The organism is Mycobacterium sp. GA-1285 (assembly GCF_001499905.1).
Lineage (GTDB): Bacteria > Actinomycetota > Actinomycetes > Mycobacteriales > Mycobacteriaceae > Mycobacterium.
Genome location: NZ_LQIS01000003.1, coordinates 111259 through 130910, shown reverse-complemented (window position 1 = coordinate 130910; position 19652 = coordinate 111259). Strand labels below are relative to the sequence as shown.

Genomic DNA, 19652 nt, shown 5'->3' with positions numbered 1-19652 from the left:
CTAACGTGATCCGATCGATTCCCTGATGTAGTTCTGCAGAGATTCATCCGCATCGGCCGGTTCGAAACCCACCGACTGGATCTTCCCGAGATCCAGGACGCTGTTGGCGGGCCGGGGGGCGACGGGTTTCGAGGCGCCGGCGAAGTACTGTGCGGTGGTGACATCGGTGACCCGGCCCGGGTCGTGCCCGGCCAGTTCGAACGTGCGCCTGGCGACGTCGGCCCACGAGGTCACAGACCCAGAACCGGTGAGGTTGTAGGTGCCGTACGGCGCCCGGATGTCGATCAAATAGCGGATGGCTCTGGCAATTTCCGACGTGAACGTCAGGCGCCCGCGTTGATCGTTCACGACCGAGGGGTTCACCCCGCGAGCAGCCAGAGACAGCATCGTACGCACGAAGTTGTGTCCGTCTCCGATCAGCCAGGAAGCCCGAATGATGTAGTGCCGATCAACCGTGGCCACGACGAGGTCACCGGCGGCCTTCGTCTGGCCGTACACACCGAGTGGTGACACCGGATCGTCCTCGCGGTAGGCCGTGGAGGCGTTGCCGTCGAAGACATAGTCGCTGGAGATGTGCACAAGAGTGATGTCGTTGTCGGCGGCGGTGCGTGCCAGCGCGGCGACGCCGGCGACGTTGGTGGCCCACGCCGCCGCACGGCCCGCAGGCGTCTCGGCCGCATCCACGCCCGTGAAGGCGGCGGCGTTGATGATCGTCTCGTATTCGCGCCAACGACAGGCGGACCCGATACCGGCGGCGGTGAGCTCGATGTCGGCGCGTTCGGCGAATTCGACGCCCGGGGTGCCGGCGTACGCCTCGCGCAGGGCTCGGCCGAGTTGTCCACCGGCGCCGAGAACCAGGGTCATCCGCGGCGGAATCGGCTCAACGCCCGCCAGACGCGGATGCTCACGGTCTTTGGCCGACAGCTCGGCGCGGTCCAGCGGAATCGGCCAATCGATGGCGAGGGTCTCGTCGGCGAGGTTGAGCGACGTGTAGTGCGCATCGGGTGAGTAGTGATCGTTCACCAGGTAGATGTAGGCGGTGTTCGGCTCGAGCGTCTGGAACGCATTGCCGACACCTCGAGGGACGAAAACCGCTCTGGACGGGTCGATCTCGGCAGTGAAGAGGGTCCCGAATGTGGGACCGTCACGCAGGTCGACCCACGCTCCGAAGATCCGGCCGGTCGCCACGGAGATGAACTTGTCCCACGGTTCGGCATGGATACCACGTGTGGTGCCCGCACTCTCGTTGAGCGAGACGTTGTTCTGTACGGGTTTGAAGTCCGGCAAGCCGAGCGCGACCATCTTCTCACGCTGCCAGTTCTCTTTGAACCACCCGCGGTTGTCTCCGTGCACCGACAGCTCCCACACGACCAATCCCGGTATGGGAGATGTGGTGGCGCGCAGGGGTTTACCGAACTCCATCACAAGCGGGCCTTCTTCACTGGCCCATCCGGGCGTAGAAGCTCTCGGTGGCATCCTTGGCGGGAGCCCACCAGTCTTCGTGGTCGCGGTACCACTGGATCGTTGCGGCCAGGCCTTTTTCGAAGTCGTGGTATTGCGGTTGCCAGCCGAGTTCCTCGCGCAACTTGGTGGAGTCGATGGCATACCGCAGATCGTGACCCGCTCGGTCGGCGACGTGGTCGTAGGCGTCGGCAGGTTGATTCATCAGCGCGAGAATCAGTTCGATGACCGTCTTGTTGTCCTTTTCACCGTCCGCTCCGATCAGGTATGTCTCGCCGATCCGGCCCTTCTCGAGGACCGTCAGTACCGCCGAGGAGTGGTCGTCGGCGTGGATCCAGTCCCGCACGTTGCGGCCCTCGCCGTAGAGCTTGGGACGGATCCCCCGAAGAATGTTCGTGATCTGCCGGGGGATGAACTTCTCGACGTGCTGGTAAGGACCGTAGTTGTTGGAACAGTTCGAGATCGTCGCGGCGACACCGAATGATCGGACCCATGCCCGTACCAACAGATCGCTTCCCGCCTTGGTCGACGAGTACGGCGAGGACGGGTTGTACGGTGTCTGCTCGGTGAACCGGCGCGGGTCGTCGAGCTCGAGGTCCCCGTACACTTCGTCGGTCGAGATGTGATGGAAACGCGGGCCGTGCTTGCGGGCCGCCTCGAGCAACGTGAAGGTGCCGGCGAGGTTGGTGTGCAGGAACGGCTCGGGGTTGTCGAGCGAGTTGTCGTTGTGCGATTCGGCCGCGAAGTGCACGACCGCGTCGACCGATGCGAACAGCTCGTCGACGAGCGGGGCGTCCGCGATATCACCGTGCACGAACGTCATTCGGTCGTCGGGCAGTCCCGCGAGTGAGGCGCGGTTGCCGGCGTAGGTCAGCTTGTCGAGCACGGTGACGTGATGGTCGGTGTGGTCGATGACGTATCGCACGAAGTTCGAGCCGATGAAGCCCGCTCCGCCGGTGACGAGGAGCCGCGACATCAGCGTCCTCTCTCCAGCAGGTTCAACAGATACCTGCCGTAACCCGACTTCACCAAAGGCTCGGCACGGTCCCGCAATTCGTCGTCGGTGATCCACCCCTGATGCCAGGCGACCTCCTCGGGAGCCCCGATTTTCAGCCCGGTGCGCCGTTCCATGGTGCGCACGTACTCGGCGGCGTCGGTCATCTGGTCGAAGGTCCCGGTGTCCAACCATGCCGTTCCGCGGGGCAGCACGTGCACCTGTAACCGTTCCTGCTCGAGGTAGCAGCGGTTGACGTCGGTGATCTCGTACTCGCCTCGGGCACTCGGCTTGAGGTCCTTCGCGATCTCGACAACGTCGTTGTCGTAGAAGTACAGGCCCGGCACGACATAGTTGCTCTTCGGCTTCTCGGGTTTCTCCTCGAGGGAGATCGCCAAACCGTTGTCGTCGAACTCGATGACTCCGTACGCCGAGGGCTCGGCTACCCAGTAGGCGAAGATCGCGCCGCCGTCGATCGTCGTGAATCGCTTGAGCCGGCTGCCCAATCCAGGGCCGTACAACAGGTTGTCGCCGAGCACGAGTGACACGTTCTCGGTGCCGATGAACGTCTCGCCGATCGTGAATGCCTGCGCCAGACCGTCCGGGGATGGCTGCTTGGCGTAGGTGATCGACACCCCGAAGCGCGATCCGTCACCGAGCAGACGTGCGAAGCCGTCCGCGTCGTGGGGAGTCGTGATCACCAGGATGTCGCGGATGCCTGCCAGCATCAGCGTCGAGAGGGGGTAGTACACCATCGGCTTGTCGTAGACGGGCACCAATTGCTTCGACACACCCATGGTTATCGGGTGCAGACGCGTGCCGCTCCCGCCCGCCAAGATAATGCCCCTCACGCGCCCAATCGTGACACACGATGGGTATGCGGCCGCACAGAGACGCTGGTCCGGAGGTACGGGCCTGCTCGCGGTCAGGCGGCGTGCTGTGAGTCCTGCGAGTTCTCTGAGTCGTTGGTGTCCTCGGAGCCTTTGGTTCCGGCGGGTGCCGGCGTCGTCGTGAGATCCTCGGAGGGATTCGGACTCACCGGGGTGATTCGTTGCACGGTGCCGCCCGCGCCATCATTTGCGGGACCGGCGGAGGACCGGTTCGGCGAGGCATCCAACGACACGCTGCGACCGTCGGCGTCGATCCGGTTCTCTGGCAGGTTCGTCTCGCCTCCGGAGTCCTTCTTGACTTCGGGCTGCGTCACGGCAACCACTGCGTTGCCCTCGGCCGGGTCGGTCTTCTTCTCCTCCACGACTACCGGGTTCCCGATCGGGGTGGGCTCGAGCCCGGTCCCCTGCGGCTCCTCGCCCTCGATCGCTCCCTCGATGCCCGGCGTCTCGCCGCCCTCGGCCAGCGTGAGATCGCCCTCGCTGTCGAGGTTGAGCACAATCTCGTTTGCATCACCGCGCTCGGCAAGCAGCCGCAAACCATTCCTCTGCATCTCATCGGCATCCGCCAGGTTCTCGACTTCGTTGCGTCGCAGCCCCTCCTCCTCGTCATCCTGCCCAGGAGCAACCGCTGTCACCGGCGTGGGCGTGATCTCAATCGGCTTCGGCGCCAACGCCGGGATGAAGTTCCCGAGGAAGTTGACCACACCCTGGAAGACAGCCGGAATCAGCTTGAGCACCAGCGTGATCGGGTTGAAGAACGGGATCAGTCCGATCGGCGAGTACTGCCCGAACGGAATGTTGCGGTTGTATCCGGTCTCTTCGATGAGCACCTCGAGTATCGGCTCCAAGAAATCTGCGATCGGCTTTCCCACGAGTGGGATGGCGTGCAGCGGGCGAACCAGCGGTAACACCTTCGGCCTGATCGTGTAGTACGTCGTGTCCCCGTACTTCTGAATCTGGACGAGATCCGGATGCTTCTCCGGGTACGTGGTGAGCTCCTCCCACTCCTCCACGGTGTATCCGGCAGGAGTTTCGCCAGGATCACTGTCCCCGTTGATCGCCAGGTAGGTGCCGTGGTCGTAGTAAAAGCCCAAGATCGAGTTGATGACGGCGAGTGGATTGAGCAGATACTGCGGGAAATCCGCGATGCCCTCCCATCGGATCGCCCAGTCCTCGGTGGGGAAGTCGGTGTCGGTCGGCGTTGGCTGGCCGGTCGTCACGTCCAGGATCGGGATGTGTCCCAAACTTCCGAAACGTGACAGGATGCCGCCGTTCGGGCGGTTCGGGTTGCCGATGAAGACGAATTGCACGGACTCCATATCGTCGATCAAATGCGCCCATTCGCCGCTGGCGATCTTCGTCTTCGCGATGCTGACGACGCGGGCCCCCTGCGAGTAACCGGCGATCACGAGATGATCGTCGGTGTCGGGGTCGAGGTCTTGCAGAGCCTCGAGCGCCTGTCTCAGGTTCTGCACACCGTCTTCGACTGAGTCGTCGAACTTCTCGCATCGCCCGGGGTCGCACCAACCCGGCAACGGTATCGGCCAGAACGAAGCGAAGTAGTCGACGCCCTCCAGTTCACAGTCTGCGGCCAAGGTGCATGTCGTTTCCTGCATGTAGTAGTCGCGAAAGTTCGGCATGTAGAGGGTGATGTCGTTCGCGTTCGGCGTTCCGGTACCCGGCACGATCAACGCGGTCGAGGCGGCCAGGCTGACGGCCGCCACCAACGCGGTCGCGGCGCCAAGTACGGCGGTGCTCAGCAGACCCAGCAAAGTAAGAAAGAAGACGCGGATGCCCTTGCGCATGCGTCAACTGTCACACAACTGTGATGACCGTCACCGCGGAACAGCGAACTTCACCGACACGAATTTCGTGGCGTTTCACCGATGCCGACGTGCCCCTTCAGCGGCGGAAACGGGGATCGCCATGCGGGTGCGACCCTGCTGCTGGGGCGGATATGCCGCAAAGTCGCGGCGCGGCCTGGATCAGGCTTCGGTGAAGTTGCGCGTCACCGACGGATCGACGGGAATGCCCGGGCCGGTCGTGGTCGAGATGACGACCTTCTTGAGGTAGCGACCCTTCGACGACGACGGCTTGGCCCGCAGGATCTCGTCGAGTGCGGCGCCGTAGTTCTCCGCAAGCGCCTTCTCGTCGAACGAGGCCTTCCCGATCACGAAGTGCAGATTGGCCTGCTTGTCGACGCGGAAGTTGATCTTGCCGCCCTTGATGTCGGACACGGCCTTGGCGACGTCGGGCGTCACGGTGCCGGTCTTCGGGTTCGGCATCAGGCCGCGCGGGCCCAGGATGCGCGCGATCCGGCCGACCTTGGCCATCTGGTCCGGCGTCGCGATTGCGGCGTCGAAGTCCAGCCAGCCGCCCTGAATCCGCTCGATCAGGTCGTCGCTACCGACGGCGTCGGCACCCGCTGCCTCCGCGGCCTCGGCTTTGTCGCCGACCGCGAACACCACAACGCGGGCGGTCTTACCGGTGCCGTTGGGCAGGTTGACGGTGCCGCGCACCATCTGGTCGGCCTTACGCGGGTCGACGCCCAGCCGGATCGCCACCTCGACGGTCGCGTCCTGCTTCTTCGAACCGGTCTCCTTGGCCAGCTTGGCGGCCTCCAGCGGCGTGTACAGCCGGGTGCGGTCCACCTTCTCGGCGGCTTCGCGGTATGCCTTGCTCGTCTTGCTCATCGGTATCTCCTAGTTGCTGAGTTGTGGTTGTGGTGAACGCACTTCGCGTGAGCGCTCATCGGCGGGCCGAAGCTGGCCCTCCCACGCAAGATCCGGTCGAACTACTCGACCGTGATCCCCATCGACCGGGCGGTGCCCGCGATGATCTTGGCGGCCTGATCGATGTCGTTGGCGTTCAGGTCGTCCTTCTTGGTCTCGGCGATCTCACGGACCTGATCCCAGGACACCTTCGCGACCTTGGTCTTGTGCGGCTCGCCCGAGCCCTTCTGCACACCGGCGGCCTTCAGCAGCAGCTTGGCCGCGGGCGGCGTCTTGAGGTTGAAGGTGAAGCTGCGGTCCTCGTAGACGGTGATCTCCACGGGGATGACGTTGCCGCGCTGGTTCTCCGTCGCGGCGTTGTACGCCTTGCAGAACTCCATGATGTTGACGCCGTGCTGACCGAGCGCCGGACCCACCGGCGGGGCGGGGTTGGCCTGCCCGGCCTGAATCTGCAGCTTGATCAGCCCGACGACTTTCTTCTTCGGGGCCATGGGTGTGGTGTTTCCTCTCTCGTTGCTCAGCGACTCGTGTGCGTTTTCGAGCGCTCAGCGCTCCTCAACGCACACAAGTCACATCTAGATCTTGGCGACCTGGTTGAAGGTCAGTTCGACAGGTGTTTCGCGGCCGAAGATGGACACCAGCACCTTGAGCTTCTGCTGCTCGGCGTTGACCTCGCTGATCGAGGCGGGCAGCGTCGCGAACGGCCCGTCCATGACGGTGACCGACTCGCCGACCTCGAAGTCCACCTCGATCGGTGCGCGCTCGATGCCACCGGTTTCCGCGGCGGTTCCACCGGCGGCGGCCGCTTTGCCGGGCTTCTTCGCCGCGGCGGGCGGCAGCAGGAACTTGACGACGTCGTCCAGCGACAGCGGCGACGGCCGCGACGTCGCACCGACGAAGCCCGTCACACCCGGGGTGTTGCGCACCGCGCCCCACGACTCGTCGTTGAGTTCCATGCGCACGAGGATGTAACCGGGCAGCACTTTGCGGTTGACCTGCTTGCGCTGGCCGTTCTTGATCTCGGTGACCTCTTCGGTCGGCACCTCGACCTGGAAGATGTAGTCGCCGACGTCGAGGTTTTGCACGCGGGTCTCGAGGTTGGCCTTCACCTTGTTCTCGTAACCGGCGTAGGAGTGGATGACATACCAGTCGCCGGGCTTGGTCCGCAGCTCCTTCTTCAGCGCGACCGCCGGATCCTCGTCCTCGGGTTCGACCTCGGCGGCGTCGTCCGTGGTGGCCGCCTCGTCGGCGGCGTCGTCCGTGGTGGCCGCCTCGTCGCTCACGGCGTCACCGGCGACGTCGGCGTCCTCGGTCGCCGGGTCGGTGGTCGCGTCGGTCGTCGTCCCTGTCGTTTCGTCGATCAGGTCAACGCTCTCGGCCGAAGGCGTATCGCCCTCGAAGCTAGTCACTTGTCAGTCCTCTCGAAAATTCTCATCCGTCTCGCGTCCTCGTCAGCCGAACACCAGCGAGACCAGCTTGGCGAGGCCGAAGTCGACACCGCCGATCATCGCCAGCATGAAGGCCAGGAACAGCAGCACCACGCCGGTGTAGGTGGCCATCTGCTTGCGGTTCGGCCAGATCACCTTGCGCAGTTCGGCCACGACCTGCTTCAGGAAGTTCCAGACGAACAGGAAAGGGTTCCGTCCACCTTTTCCGGGTCCGTCAGCGCGCTTCTTGGCGGTCCTCTTCGCGGTGCCCGCGCCGTTCTTGGTGGGTGATGCCGCGGTTCCGGTGGACAGGTCGACCGCTTCGCTGGCGTCTTCGCCGACGGCTGCCCGACGGGTCCGCTTGCCCGACGGGCGGGCGGGCCGGGTCACGACGGCGCCGCGGCCGTTTTCGGTGTCGGAGCCGGCACCGTCGCGCTCGTCGCTCACCGCATGCTCCCTTGTCTGGTCATCTGGTTTGTGGGTCACCTTCCAGTGTCCACACTTGTCGAGTATTCAGTTGAGCAGGGGCGACAGGACTTGAACCTGCAACCTGCGGTTTTGGAGACCGCTGCTCTGCCAGTTGAGCTACGCCCCTTCAGAGTGGCACGGCGAAAGGCCACCCGTTCGGGGCTCACACAACTCGCGCGCTCCCCGATCGGCCGATCTTCAAACCGACGGACAGCGCGCTGGACTGGGAAAACCCCGAGGTCCGAGTGTAGCGCGCCAGCCGTCCGAGTTACTAATCACCGGCAAGCCGATCACCTAGCCGGCGAGGTCGGCGTCTGTGCTTTCGTCGCCGGAATCATGGTCGGAATCATGGACGACGGGCTTTCGCACGACCTGTCCGGTCTGCGGATCCCAGCCGGCCGAGATCGAGTTGTCGCCCTCGTGGCCCATCAGCGTGGTGAACGATTCCATCACGAGCTCGCCGTGCTGGTCGACCAGCGTGTTGCGCGTGGTCACGATGTCGGCCCCGAAGCGCTCGTCCACCGACTGGATGTAGAGGGTGCCGGTCAGTTCGTCGCCGGCCTTGATCGGGCGATGAAACTTGAACTTCTGGTCGACCTGCACGATCTGCATCGTCTCGAAGCCCACGTCGTTGTGCTGAAAGAAGTGCCGCTGGATCATCACCGCGAAGATCGACATGAACGTCGGCGGCGCGATCAGCGCATCATGGCCCGACGCCTTGGCCGACTCCAAGCTGTGGCTCTGCGGATCCTCGGCCTTGACCGCACGGGCGTACTGGCGGATCTGCTCCGTGCCGACGACGTAGGGCTCCGGGTACTTCCAGACCATCCCCCTGATGTCGATCTTGAGGGCCACGGCTACGCCAACTTCGCGACGGCCACGGCACGACCGAAGATCTTCTTGCCGCCGGTGGTCGCCGAGAGCGCGATGGTCACCGATTTAGTCTCGGGCTCAACGGATTTCACCCGTCCGTTGAAGACGATCTCCGCCCCGACACCGTCGTTGGGCACCGGCACGACAGCGGTGAACCGCACGTTGTACTCGGTGACCGCCGCCGGATCGCCGACCCACTCGGTGACGTACCCGCCACCCAGGCCCATCGTCAGCATCCCGTGGGCGATCGCGGTGTCCAGGCCGACCTGCTTGGCGATGTCGTCGTCCCAGTGAATCGGATTGAGGTCACCCGAGACCCCGGCATAGTTGACGAGGTCCTGCCGCGTCAGCGGAATCACCTTTTCGGGGAGTTCGTCGCCTTTCTTCACCGAGGCGAACTCACGCAGTGGCATCTGAAAAACCCTCTTCTTCCTCACCCGATCGACCCGCAAGGGTCGTGAATGTCTCCTGTACGACGTCACCGGCTTCGTTGGTGACGATGTTCTTGAGCACGACGATGTCGGTGCCGTGGGCCTGTCGCACGGAATCCACGTACACGTCGCAGAAGAGCTTGTCGCCGGCGAAGATCGGTCGCACGTACTTGAGCACCTGGTCGACCTGCACGATCTTCGCGTCTTTGATACCGACGTTGGCGTACTCGAAAAACGATGTCTGCGCCATGTACCCGAAGACGCTGGTGAACGTGAGCGGCGCGGGGAGCGCCTTGTGGCCGAGTTCGGCCGCGACGTCCTCGTCGAAGAACACGCGATGGTCGTTCTTCACCGCGACCGCGTACTCGCGAATCTTCTCGCGACCGACGACGTAGTGGTCGGGGTAGCGATAGTGCATCCCGACGATTCGCTCGGACAAAGACACAGTTGGTGACCTACCTAGCCCCGGGCAACGCCGCGGGATGGCCCGTCTTACCGCGATTCCTTATGCGGCTGGTGTTTGCCGCAGTTCGGGCAGAACTTCTTGATCTCGAGCCGGTCCGGGTCGTTGCGGCGGTTCTTCTTGGTGATGTAGTTGCGGTGCTTGCACACCTCGCAAGCCAAAGTGATCTTCGGCCGTACGTCGGTACTGGAGGCCACGTTCTTCGTCCTTCGTCTACGCGTTCGATCTTGCCTGTAGCGGTGGGGGGGCTCGATCCCCCGACCTCACGATTATGAGTCGTGCGCTCTAACCAGCTGAGCTACACCGCCCCGGGATCGGGCGGATGTCCGCCCGCTCACCGAGCCCCCTAACGGAATCGAACCGTTGACCTTTTCCTTACCATGGAAACGCTCTGCCGACTGAGCTAAGGGGGCCTGCCTGCTTCGAGGTTCGCGCAGCACGACGCGAGCCTTAAAGAGGGTACAGTCTCGCCGATTGCCGCGCCAAACCGCTGATCACGACAACCGTTAGCACCGACTGTAGTCGCGGAGGGATGACAGTGACCGAACCCGGCGCAACCCGTGTGGCGGTGTACCTCGACTTCGACAACATCGTGATCTCCCGGTATGACCAGGTCCACGGGCGCAACTCGTTCCAGCGCGACAAGGCTGCGGGGTTTCACAAGAATCCGGGCCGGCTGGCCCAAGCGAGGGTCGACGTCGGCGCGATCATCGACTACGCGTCGTCGTTCGGCACGCTGGTGCTGACCAAGGCCTACGCCGACTGGTCGACCGACGTCAATGCCGACTACCGCGACCAGCTCGTCGGACGGGCGGTCGACCTGGTGCAGCTGTTCCCCGCCGCCGCGTACAGCAAGAACGGGGCCGACATCCGGCTCGCGGTCGACGCCGTCGAGGACATGTTCCGGCTTCCCGACCTGACCCACGTCGTCATCGTCGCCGGCGACTCCGACTACATTCCGCTCGCACAGCGGTGCAAACGTCTCGGCCGCTACGTCGTCGGGATCGGCATCACCGGATCGATCAGCCGGTCGCTCACCGCGGCCTGCGACGAGTACGTCTCCTACGACGCGCTGCCCGGCGTTCCCGCGGTGAAGTCGGATGCGCCGAAGCGACGCCGCACCCAAGCCGATGCCGAGGCCGGCGTCGAGCAGGAACCCGAACAGCCCGACCCGCAGGCCGCCGCGACCGCGCTGCTCGAGCGGGCGCTGCGCATCGCCCACGGTAAGGACGACTCCGAGTGGCTGCACAACTCGGCGGTCAAGGCTCAGATGAGGCGCATGGACCCGTCGTTCTCGGAGAAGTCTCTCGGGTTCAAGTCGTTCAGCGACTTCCTGCGCTCGCACACCGACCTGGTCGAACTCGACGAGAGCAGCACCATCCGCATGGTGCGGCTGCGCAGCCAGGACTGAGCCCCGAAATCCGGGCACAGATACGCTGACGGGCATGGCTTCGGATCGGCTCTACTTCCGTCAGTTGTTGTCCGGTCGCGACTTCGCGGCAGGCGACATGATCGCCCAGCAGATGCGCAACTTCGCCTACCTGATCGGCGATCGCGAAACCGGCGACACGGTGATCGTCGACCCGGCCTATGCCGCAGGCGATCTCGTCGACGCGCTGGAGGCCGACGGCATGCGGCTGTCCGGCGTGCTGGTCACCCACCACCACCCCGATCATGTCGGCGGGTCGATGATGGGGTTCGAACTCAAGGGGCTGGCCGAACTGCTGGAGCGTACGAGCGTGCCGGTACACGTCAATCAGCTTGAGGCGGACTGGGTTTCGAAAATCACCGGCATCGCGCGCAGCGAGCTCACCGAGCATCAGCACGGGGACGTCGTCAAGGTCGGTGACATCGACGTCGAACTACTGCACACCCCCGGCCACACTCCTGGCAGCCAGTGCTTTCTGCTCGACGGGCGACTCGTGGCCGGCGACACCCTGTTCCTGGAAGGGTGCGGACGCACAGATTTCCCCGGCGGCAACGTCGACGACATGTTTCGCAGCCTGCAGGCACTGGCGAAGCTCTCCGGCGATCCGACAGTGTTCCCCGGCCACTGGTATTCGGTGGAGTCCAGCGCGTCCCTGTCGGAGGTGCGCCAGACCAATTACGTCTACCGCGCCGGCAACCTCGACCAGTGGCGCATGTTGATGGGCGGCTGAACGCGCCGCCACCGCTCGGCAACTGTGACAGGAACTCCGTCCACGGTTGGAGTTCTGACGTTTTTGCACGTGCACCGGACATAACGGTCAAGAAGGGCGAATTCCTGGACAACATGGTTCCCCGGGGGCAAACTTAGACCCCTAGCGTTAATTTTCGGGCCGGGGGGCCACTATGAAGAAGCTAGTGCTCTGCTTCGACCGCAGTATTGGCCATCCCGAAACCGAAACGGCGACCAACGCGCATCGACTCTTTCGGCTGATCTGCGACATTCCCGATCAGCTCACCTGGTATCACCCTGGAGCCATCGCGAACCGCGTAAAGACGCTACGGCCGTTCAGGGCCGCGGCAGACAACGCTCGCGGCGCCATCGCCGAGGCGTACCGATTCCTGGTCGACACTTGGGAACCTGGCGACCTGATCTATCTGTTCGGCGTCGGTCGCGGCGGTTACTGCGCCCAGACGTTGACCCGGCTACTGTCCACCGTCGGTGTGCTGCCGGAGCTGACCGATTTCGTGCTGAGTGCCTACGCGCTGCCACGAACCGGCCGCAACCCGCAGGATTGGACACGGGTCACGCAGATCGCCTCGCAGCTTGAGCAGCAGCGTGAAATCCCGGTTGCCGTACGCTTTTTGGGCATCTGGGACGCATTGAGTATCCCGGGCCTCACCCGCCGGTCGATGCCGGCTCCGATGCCCAACGTCGAATGCGGCAGGCACGCGGTCGCGATCGACGGCCGCCCCGGCGAGCGGTTGACAACCTCGGCGTCGGAGCGCATCGAGGAAGTCTGGTTCCGCGGCGCGCACTGCGACGTCGCCGGAGGCCCGGGAGCCTGCATGTCGTTGGCCGATATCAGCTTCGACTGGATGCTCGACGGGGCGCTGGGCGCTGGGCTCGCCATCTCCGACGAGCGGAAGGACTCGCTGCCCGCGCCCGGTCAGTACGGCGCGGTCACCGAAACCGCCCACACGATTGCACTCCGCAGGCTGCCCGTGGATGCGGCCGTCCACTCCAGTGTCGAGCCGTACCTCCGCGAGCATCCGCGATATTGGAAGCGCTTACCGGTGCGCGTGACGTGGTCGGACCTCGACTGGGCGGCGCGCGGTGAGCGGCTGGTCCACCTGCGGGGTGCGACGCCCGATCGAGCGATGGCCGACGTGGGCTTCGCCGCCTCGCTCGGCGAGCTGGTCAGCAATACCGCGGAGTTGAGCCCGACGAGCCGGTCGTGACGAATTCCGCCGGTCAAGATCATCGGCGGCGGGCCTTCTGATCGATTGTCCGGCGTGGCGGCTGACCTTTCGCATACCCGCCGGACAGGCGGTCTGTAGCGGTAGCGGTGTTCGTAACATCGATACGACTACTCGGCGCATTCAAAGGAGAAACCGATGACCAGCCTGGTTGGCTACGAACTGAAGGACTCAGTCGCGACGATCCGGCTGGACGACGGCAAGGTCAACGTCCTCGGCCCGGCCATGCAAACCGCGATCAACGAGGCGCTCGATCGAGCCGAGAAGGACTCCGCCAAAGCGGTCGTACTCGCCGGCAACGGCCGCGTGTTCAGCGGCGGTTTCGATCTCAGTGTGTTCCAGTCCGGCGACGCGCAGGCCGCGCACGCGATGCTGGCCGGCGGTTTCGAGCTCGCGGTGCGGTGTCTGACCTTCCCCGCGCCGGTCGTCATGGCGGCGACGGGGCCGGCGATCGCGATGGGGTCGTTCCTGCTGTTGTCGGGCGACCACCGGGTCGGTCAGCCGAAGACCCGATGCCAGGCGATCGAGGTGGCGATCGGCATGACGATCCCGATCGCCGCGCTGGAGATCATGCGGTTCCGGTTGACCCCCGCGGTGTTCCACCGCGGTGCGGCGTTGGCGACGACCTTCGCCGGCGAGGAGGCCGTAAACGGCGGATGGTTCGACGAGATCGTCGAGGCCGATCGGGTGCTCCCACGGGCACAGGAACTGGCAACCGAGTTCGCGACGACGCTGCACACCGGTGCGCACGTGGCGACCAAGTTGAAGGCCCGCGAGTCGGCGATTCAGGCGATCCGCGCCGGGATCGACGGGCTGGCAACCGAATTCAGCCTCGGCTAGGCCGTACCGAATGCAGGGAGGACGGCGGCGTCGACGGGGCGGTCATGTCCCCGTATGTCCAATGTGCGTCGCGGTGCCCCTGCGAGCAGGTCATCGGTCACCCCTGAAGCGACGAGCAGCTCACCGCCGGAGGCATGTTGTTGCATCCGCGCCGCGACATTGACCGGATCTCCGAGGACCGTGAAATCGACGACCGCTCCCCCGACATTGCCCACGAAGGCGACGCCCGCATTGACCGCCACGCCCACCTCGAGCCAAGGTCCCTCGTCGCTGCCGTATCCGACCGCGTTCAGCAGCTCCATCCCCGCAAGAACGGCGCGGCGCCGGTACTTCGGGCCGCTGATGCCCTGGACGAAGAACGCCATGACCTCGTCGCCGATGAGCTTGTCGATCACCGCGTCGTGCCGAAGCAGGGTCTGTGTGGCGCTCGAGTAGAACCGGTTCAGCACCGCGGCGAAGTCGGTGGCCGCATGACGCCGGCCCAGCGTCGTGGAGTTCCTGACGTCGGCGAACAGCACCGCGACATCCACCTCCGCTCCTCCTGCGGGCAGGGAATCGCAACAACGACGGCACAGGTTCGGATTCTTTCTTGACGGGCTGAACCCGCCGACTGCGAAGAGACGCCCGATCGGCCCGCCGAATGGGTTGTTGCACAATTTGCATCGCGGCGCCGACGGCAGATGACGAAACACTCGTCGGGCCTTCACCAAAGGCGCGTGGCCCTCGGTGAGAACCTGTGCCCACGGGTCTCGTGCCACAGCCGAGGCGCTGGTGGAATCGATGTCGGTATTAGTCATCCGCTGATTGTGACCCGAAAAGCACTGCGGCACATGGGGCATTCGCCTCAAGAGCGGGACCATGTCTGCCGACCCGGGCATGCATTGGCCGGACCCGCGGGACTTCTCGCGGGCCCGGCCATATGTGGCATCAGCGCCGGGACGCGCCGGGGCGGGACCGTCGGTCCAGCACCCACGCCGTCGCGATGACGAGAGCAATCGCGAACGAGGCGAGAGCGGTGAGACTGCCGCCGGTGCCTCCGGTGAAGGTGTCGCCGTAGACGGACATCGCCGGCACCGAAGACGTGTACCGATCGAGATCCAGGTAGCGTCCCAACGCGTCGAACGCGTGACGGTTGGACAGGCCGAGACTCATCAGGCGTCCGGGAAGGGCCATCTGGTCAACCGGAACTATCGCACCACCGAACAGGACCTGAGGGAAACAGAGCATCGGCAGGGCCAGAGCGGCCTGTGCGGCGTTGGAGACCGCGGCCGAGGCGAGCAACCCGAGGGCCAGTGCGGAGGTGGCTTCGATGACGATCGTCACGAAAAGCATGGCATAGGAATGCCATCCGAGGGCGGGGAGCCGGCCGAGCACCCGTAGGGCGCCGAGCAGCACCGCGCTCACACCTGCCAGCACCGGCAGCAGCGCGGTGACCTTGGAGGCCACGTAGGCTCCCACGCTGAGCCCGGCAAGGCGTTCACGCCTGAAGACCGCCATCTCCCCGACTATCTGCAGGAGGCCGTAGGTGAGGCCGAAGAAGAAGCCGTCGAATGCGATCCAGAAGACGATCTGGGCCGGACCGACATCGGCTGAACCACCGGGATCGAACGCCCCGCGTGTGAACAACGTCGCCATCATCGCCGTGACCAGCAGGGGCGAGCCGAGGAGGACCGCCACGGTCAACCGGTTCCGGAACAGGACATCGACATTGCGGCGTGTGAGGACCCGCCATTGCCGAAACCTGCTGGTGTGCTTCACTTCTGAGTCGCTGACCGGGACACGCGCGGGCGCCGGGCCGAGCCGGGCTTCCGACGTCGGGGAGCTGTCGGCGAACCGCCGAGCCCAGATCTCGGGCGTGTGCTCACCAGCCAGCCGTTCGTACACCTTGGCAAGATCTGCGACGCCGAAGTAGCGCCGTGCCTCGGCCGGGCTGCCGGTGAAAGCCAGGTGGCCGTCGCGAGCCAGGAAGACCACCCGGTCGCATCCGTCGATGCCGGCGGGCTCATGCGTCGTGAGGACGACCGTCACCCCGCGCTGACTGAGCCGACGCAGCAGACGCATCACATCGGCCGCGGTCGACGGATCGAGCCCGGAAGTGGGTTCGTCGAGGAGGAGGAGACGAGGCCGTGTCAGTAACTCGACGGCGATACTGGCCCGCTTGCGCTGGCCGCCGGACAGCGAACGGACCGGCACCTCGGCGCGGTCAGACAGATCGAGGTCACGCATGGTGTCCTCGACCATCCGGTCCGCCTCGGTCGTCGACGTGCCGGCGGGCAACCGTAGCCGCGCGGCGTAGCGAAGCGTGCGGCGCAGGGGCATCTCGAGATGAATGATGTCGTCCTGGGGCACGTACCCGATTCGGGAACCAGTCGCGGCACGGCCACCGCGGACGACGCCGTCGTGCCGGACCAGCCCCGCAGACGGTGGTTGCACACCCGCGAGAATTTCCAGCAAGGTGCTCTTGCCGGCTCCACTGCCGCCGGCAATGGCGACCAACTCGCCCGGTTCGATCGACAACGACAGCTCCTGCAGAATCTGCCGCGCGCCGACGTGACGGCTCACGTTGCGTGCGTCGACCCGCACGCCGCCCGGCGATGCCGGCGAAGGGGGCTCTCCGAGCTGCTCGGTCGTCGATGCAGTCAGTTCGGTCATGATCGTTCTCTCCTCAGTGGTGAAGCCCGCTCGATCGGTTCTCGGCGCCGCCGCGTACGGGTTTGCCATCCACCGATATTGGGTTGCGGCCACCGGCCACACATGGGGCAATCGCCTCAACTTTCGATCGGCTCAGTCAGGCTCGCGGCCTGTCGCGTGGTTCGCACAGATGGCGTCGATGTCAGGTGCAGAATGAGGGCGTGCACCCCGTCCCGATGCCGCGTGACCCGGGGAAAGGCCTGCGTAGAGCCGAGTTGCTGGCCGCGATCTCCCTGGCGATCGACCTGGGCCTCGGGCAGCCGATGGAACACATGCTCCGGTCGTCACTGATCGCTACGCGCATCGCCGAACGGATGGGTTTCGACGCCGGCCAACGGGCGATCGTGTACTACTCGAACTTGGTGGGATGGATCGGTTGTCACGCGGACTCACACGAGCTTTCGGAACTCTTCGGAGACGACATCGCCTTTCGAGCCGACACCTACGCGGTGGACATGACAGGGCTGCCCTTCCTGCGTCTGATGCTTGACCACGTCGGGCGGGGGTTGCCGGGTTGGGAGCGCGTCATTCGTGCGGCCGCCTTCACTCTCACTGCACGCGATCGGGTCGCCAGACTGATCCAATCGCATTGCAGCTCTGCCGGGGTGCTGTCCGATCGAATGGGGCTCGACCGGCAGGTCGGTGAGGCGCTCGCGTATATCTTCGAGCGCTGGGACGGCCGCGGTATGCCCAAGGGTGCTGCGGCGGATGAGATTCCGGCTGAGATTCACATCGTGCGCCTTGCCGATGTCGTCGAGGTCCATTTGCGGACGGGTGGGCTCGGTCAGGCCCTCGAGGTGGTCCGTTCCCGGCGTGGCACGCAGTTCAGTCCTGCCGTAACCGACGTCTTCGAACGCGACGCCGCCTCGATCGTCGACGGGCTCCTCGAGATGGACGTCTGGTCCGCGGCGTTGGCACAAGCACCGGACCGCAACCGTATCCTGCAGGGCGAGGAACTCGACGAATTGTTGAGGGCCATGGCCGATTTCGTCGACCTCAAGTGTCCGTGCTCGCCCGGCTACTCGCGTGGCGTCGCGGATCTGGCGGCCGCCGCGGCACGCCACCTGGCGATGCCGAAAGCCGACGTCAGCCGCCTCTACCGGGCAGGCCTGGTGCACGGCCTCGGCAGGATGGGCGTGTCCAACCAGATCTGGGAGAAGAAGGGAGCGCTGACCACGGCCGAGCAGGAGCGGCTGCAGATGTATCCGTACTTGACCGGACGCATATTGAGCCGGGTCGGCGGCCTGGAGTCGGTGGTTTCCGTCGCGACCAAGCATGAGGAACGCATCGATGGGTCCGGCTTCCCGGGTGGCCTCGCAGGCGGCGAGTTGAGTGTGCCGGATCGATTACTCGCCGCGGCTGTGGCATATCAACAGCTTCTCGAGCCGCGCCCACAACGGCCCGCTGTCGATCCTGGCGATGCCGCCCGTCAGCTACGCGACGAGGCGCGCGCAGCACGTCTTGATTCCCAGGCGGTGGAGGCGGTGCTGGCGGCGGCCGGGCATCGGGTATCGCGCCGACCGCCCGGATCGGCGGGGCTCACCGCCCGCGAGCTCGAGGTGCTGCGACTGGTCGCACAGGGCCGGTCGAATCGCGAAATCGCCGCCGAGCTGTTCATCGCCGAGAAGACGGCACGCAACCACGTCGAGCACGTCTACACCAAGCTGGGCGTCAACAACCGCACGCAGGCGAGTCTGGCGGCGATCGATCTGGGTCTCGGCTCTCCGCCCTACCAGCGACAGGGCAGCTGACATGTTGGAGCCGTGAATGTCCGGGGCCGGGTGCGGCTTGTGAGTCAGTGCGCGCGGAGTATCTCCCCGGCGCGGCGGTGGTCGTCGTCGGCGTTGAGTGTCAGCACGCCGACGACGTCGCCGCCCGCCTCGTACCAGACCGTGAACCCGGTGTGGTGATCGACGAACCGGGCCTCTACCGGCACCCCGTCGAAGTCGACACCCCAGCCGCGGTACTTGAGCACGGAAGTGCCGATGGTGCAGGAGAATCCGGGCACGGTGTCCCACGCCGCGGGGAAACCGGCGGCGGTCAGGCCGGCGACGTGGCCCTGATGCGCGGCGTCGCGCCAGTGTTCGGCCGGGACGGGACGGCCGGCGGTGACGTTGTGCGCCAGCGCCGCATCGCCCGCGGCGTACACGTTGCGCGCCGACGTGTGCATGTGCGAGTCGACGACGATGCGCCCGTCGCGGGTCTGCAGTCCGGCGGCTTCGGCGAGGCGGATGTCGGGGCGTACGCCGGTCGCGCACACGACGAGGTCGGCGTCGACGGCCTCACCGCTGTCCAACACCACGCGGTTGCTTTCGATCGCGGCGACGGTCGTCTCGCCGGCGAACCGGACTCCGTTGTCCGACAGTAGTTTCGCGACACGTTCACCGGCCTCGAGGCCGAACCGTCGCTGTAGCGGGACATGTTCGCCAGCGACGACCATCGTCGCGACCCCACGCTCGGCCAGGCAGGACGCGGCCTCGCAGCCGATCAGTCCGCCGCCGATCACCACGGCGCAGTCGGAGTAACGGGCGGCCATCTTCAGCGCGACCGCGTCGGCGAACGACCGAAGCGTCAACGCGGACTCGATACCGGGAATGGGCGGTCGCACCGCGACGGAGCCGGACGCCAGCACGAGATGCCAGTAGGGATAGCGCTGGCCGCCCGCCGTCACGACCTCATGACGGTCCAGGTCGATCGAGTCGACGGTGATGCCGCGGATCAGATCGACGGCGTTGCGTTCGAACCAGCGCTCGCTGTGCAGGGCGAGCGTGGTGTCGCGGCCACACAGGAAGTCCTTGCTCAGCGGCGGCTTGGCGTACGGCAGCGCCGGATCGGTGGTCAGAATGCGCACCGGGATATCCGGGTGCTTGCTTCGAAACGTCTCGGCAGCACTCAGCCCGGCAGGACCGCTGCCGACGGCAATGAACCCTGGCGCCACCACAGGATGGGAGTACCAACTTCGGCGCCGCGGTAACCG

20 protein-coding genes and 3 tRNA genes are annotated in these 19652 nt (G+C 65.3%); 5 read left to right on the top strand and 18 right to left on the bottom strand.

Annotated features, from left to right (window positions below):
* From AU193_RS03380 to AU193_RS03310, 15 genes are all read right to left on the bottom strand, one after another.
* A complete protein-coding gene (locus tag AU193_RS03380; protein ID WP_216637264.1) occupies positions 1-1422 on the bottom strand; it encodes a bifunctional dTDP-4-dehydrorhamnose 3,5-epimerase family protein/NAD(P)-dependent oxidoreductase in 1422 nt (473 codons plus the stop codon).
* Between the two features lie 16 nt (positions 1423-1438).
* Positions 1439-2437: a dTDP-glucose 4,6-dehydratase gene (gene rfbB, locus AU193_RS03375; protein WP_064420925.1), complete on the bottom strand. Its 999-nt coding sequence runs from the start codon at positions 2435-2437 to the stop codon at positions 1439-1441.
* On the bottom strand, positions 2437-3306 hold the full coding sequence (rfbA, locus tag AU193_RS03370) for a glucose-1-phosphate thymidylyltransferase RfbA (RefSeq protein ID WP_064420924.1): 870 nt from the start codon (positions 3304-3306) through the stop codon (positions 2437-2439). Before rfbA ends, rfbB begins: the two co-directional genes overlap by 1 nt.
* Positions 3307-3380: 74 nt before the next feature.
* Positions 3381-5150 (bottom strand): PE-PPE domain-containing protein, encoded by a 1770-nt coding sequence (locus AU193_RS03365; protein ID WP_064420923.1) that lies wholly within the window; start codon positions 5148-5150, stop codon positions 3381-3383.
* A 180-nt stretch (positions 5151-5330) separates the two neighbouring features.
* Positions 5331-6038 carry a 50S ribosomal protein L1 gene (gene rplA, locus AU193_RS03360; protein ID WP_064420922.1) on the bottom strand — a complete coding sequence of 236 codons (708 nt, stop codon included), beginning with the start codon at positions 6036-6038 and terminating at the stop codon, positions 5331-5333.
* A gap of 101 nt (positions 6039-6139) precedes the next feature.
* Positions 6140-6568 carry a 50S ribosomal protein L11 gene (gene rplK / locus AU193_RS03355; RefSeq protein ID WP_064345535.1) on the bottom strand — a complete coding sequence of 143 codons (429 nt, stop codon included), beginning with the start codon at positions 6566-6568 and terminating at the stop codon, positions 6140-6142.
* 84 nt (positions 6569-6652) lie between these two features.
* Positions 6653-7486 carry a transcription termination/antitermination protein NusG gene (nusG, locus tag AU193_RS03350; protein ID WP_064420921.1) on the bottom strand — a complete coding sequence of 278 codons (834 nt, stop codon included), beginning with the start codon at positions 7484-7486 and terminating at the stop codon, positions 6653-6655.
* 42 nt (positions 7487-7528) lie between these two features.
* A complete protein-coding gene (secE, locus tag AU193_RS03345; protein ID WP_064420920.1) occupies positions 7529-7951 on the bottom strand; it encodes a preprotein translocase subunit SecE in 423 nt (140 codons plus the stop codon).
* Between the two features lie 75 nt (positions 7952-8026).
* A tRNA-Trp gene (locus tag AU193_RS03340) sits at positions 8027-8099 on the bottom strand.
* A 167-nt stretch (positions 8100-8266) separates the two neighbouring features.
* Positions 8267-8827, bottom strand: coding sequence for a (3R)-hydroxyacyl-ACP dehydratase subunit HadC (gene hadC / locus AU193_RS03335; protein WP_064420919.1), 561 nt, complete (start codon positions 8825-8827; stop codon positions 8267-8269).
* Between the two features lie 2 nt (positions 8828-8829).
* The gene (hadB, locus tag AU193_RS03330; protein ID WP_064420918.1) at positions 8830-9258 is read right to left on the bottom strand and encodes a (3R)-hydroxyacyl-ACP dehydratase subunit HadB; all 429 of its coding nucleotides are present in this window, start codon (positions 9256-9258) and stop codon (positions 8830-8832) included.
* On the bottom strand, positions 9245-9721 hold the full coding sequence (gene hadA / locus AU193_RS03325; protein WP_064420917.1) for a (3R)-hydroxyacyl-ACP dehydratase subunit HadA: 477 nt from the start codon (positions 9719-9721) through the stop codon (positions 9245-9247). The genes hadB and hadA overlap by 14 nt, the downstream gene beginning before the upstream one ends.
* Before the next feature lie 47 nt (positions 9722-9768).
* Positions 9769-9936 (bottom strand): 50S ribosomal protein L33, encoded by a 168-nt coding sequence (gene rpmG, locus AU193_RS03320; protein ID WP_059101288.1) that lies wholly within the window; start codon positions 9934-9936, stop codon positions 9769-9771.
* A gap of 37 nt (positions 9937-9973) precedes the next feature.
* A tRNA-Met gene (locus AU193_RS03315) sits at positions 9974-10047 on the bottom strand.
* A gap of 32 nt (positions 10048-10079) precedes the next feature.
* Positions 10080-10152, bottom strand: a tRNA-Thr gene (locus AU193_RS03310).
* 125 nt (positions 10153-10277) lie between these two features.
* On the opposite strand from AU193_RS03310, the gene AU193_RS03305 reads away from it, so the two are divergent.
* The 4 genes from AU193_RS03305 (at position 10278) to AU193_RS03290 (ending at position 13984) form a co-directional block, all read left to right on the top strand.
* Positions 10278-11150, top strand: a complete 873-nt coding sequence (locus tag AU193_RS03305) for an NYN domain-containing protein (RefSeq protein ID WP_064420970.1) — start codon at positions 10278-10280, stop codon at positions 11148-11150.
* A 34-nt stretch (positions 11151-11184) separates the two neighbouring features.
* Complete coding sequence (locus AU193_RS03300) at positions 11185-11898, top strand: MBL fold metallo-hydrolase (protein ID WP_064420916.1); 714 nt, start codon at positions 11185-11187, stop codon at positions 11896-11898.
* A gap of 172 nt (positions 11899-12070) precedes the next feature.
* Positions 12071-13126 carry a DUF2235 domain-containing protein gene (locus AU193_RS03295; protein WP_082682808.1) on the top strand — a complete coding sequence of 352 codons (1056 nt, stop codon included), beginning with the start codon at positions 12071-12073 and terminating at the stop codon, positions 13124-13126.
* A gap of 156 nt (positions 13127-13282) precedes the next feature.
* Positions 13283-13984: a crotonase/enoyl-CoA hydratase family protein gene (locus AU193_RS03290; protein WP_064420915.1), complete on the top strand. Its 702-nt coding sequence runs from the start codon at positions 13283-13285 to the stop codon at positions 13982-13984.
* Here AU193_RS03290 and AU193_RS03285 read toward each other — a convergent pair.
* Positions 13981-14514, bottom strand: coding sequence for an adenylate/guanylate cyclase domain-containing protein (locus AU193_RS03285; protein ID WP_253867587.1), 534 nt, complete (start codon positions 14512-14514; stop codon positions 13981-13983). The two genes, AU193_RS03290 and AU193_RS03285, sit on opposite strands and share 4 nt — an antisense overlap.
* Positions 14515-14911: 397 nt before the next feature.
* Positions 14912-16636, bottom strand: a complete 1725-nt coding sequence (locus AU193_RS03280; RefSeq protein WP_082682814.1) for an ATP-binding cassette domain-containing protein — start codon at positions 16634-16636, stop codon at positions 14912-14914.
* Between the two features lie 215 nt (positions 16637-16851).
* Here AU193_RS03280 and AU193_RS03275 point away from each other — a divergent pair, with 215 nt between their 5' ends.
* The gene (locus tag AU193_RS03275; protein WP_064420968.1) at positions 16852-18426 is read left to right on the top strand and encodes an HD domain-containing phosphohydrolase; all 1575 of its coding nucleotides are present in this window, start codon (positions 16852-16854) and stop codon (positions 18424-18426) included.
* 44 nt (positions 18427-18470) lie between these two features.
* Here the strand turns inward: AU193_RS03275 and AU193_RS03270 are convergent, their stop codons facing one another.
* A complete protein-coding gene (locus AU193_RS03270) occupies positions 18471-19616 on the bottom strand; it encodes an NAD(P)/FAD-dependent oxidoreductase (RefSeq protein WP_064420913.1) in 1146 nt (381 codons plus the stop codon).
* Positions 19617-19652 lie beyond the last annotated feature (36 nt).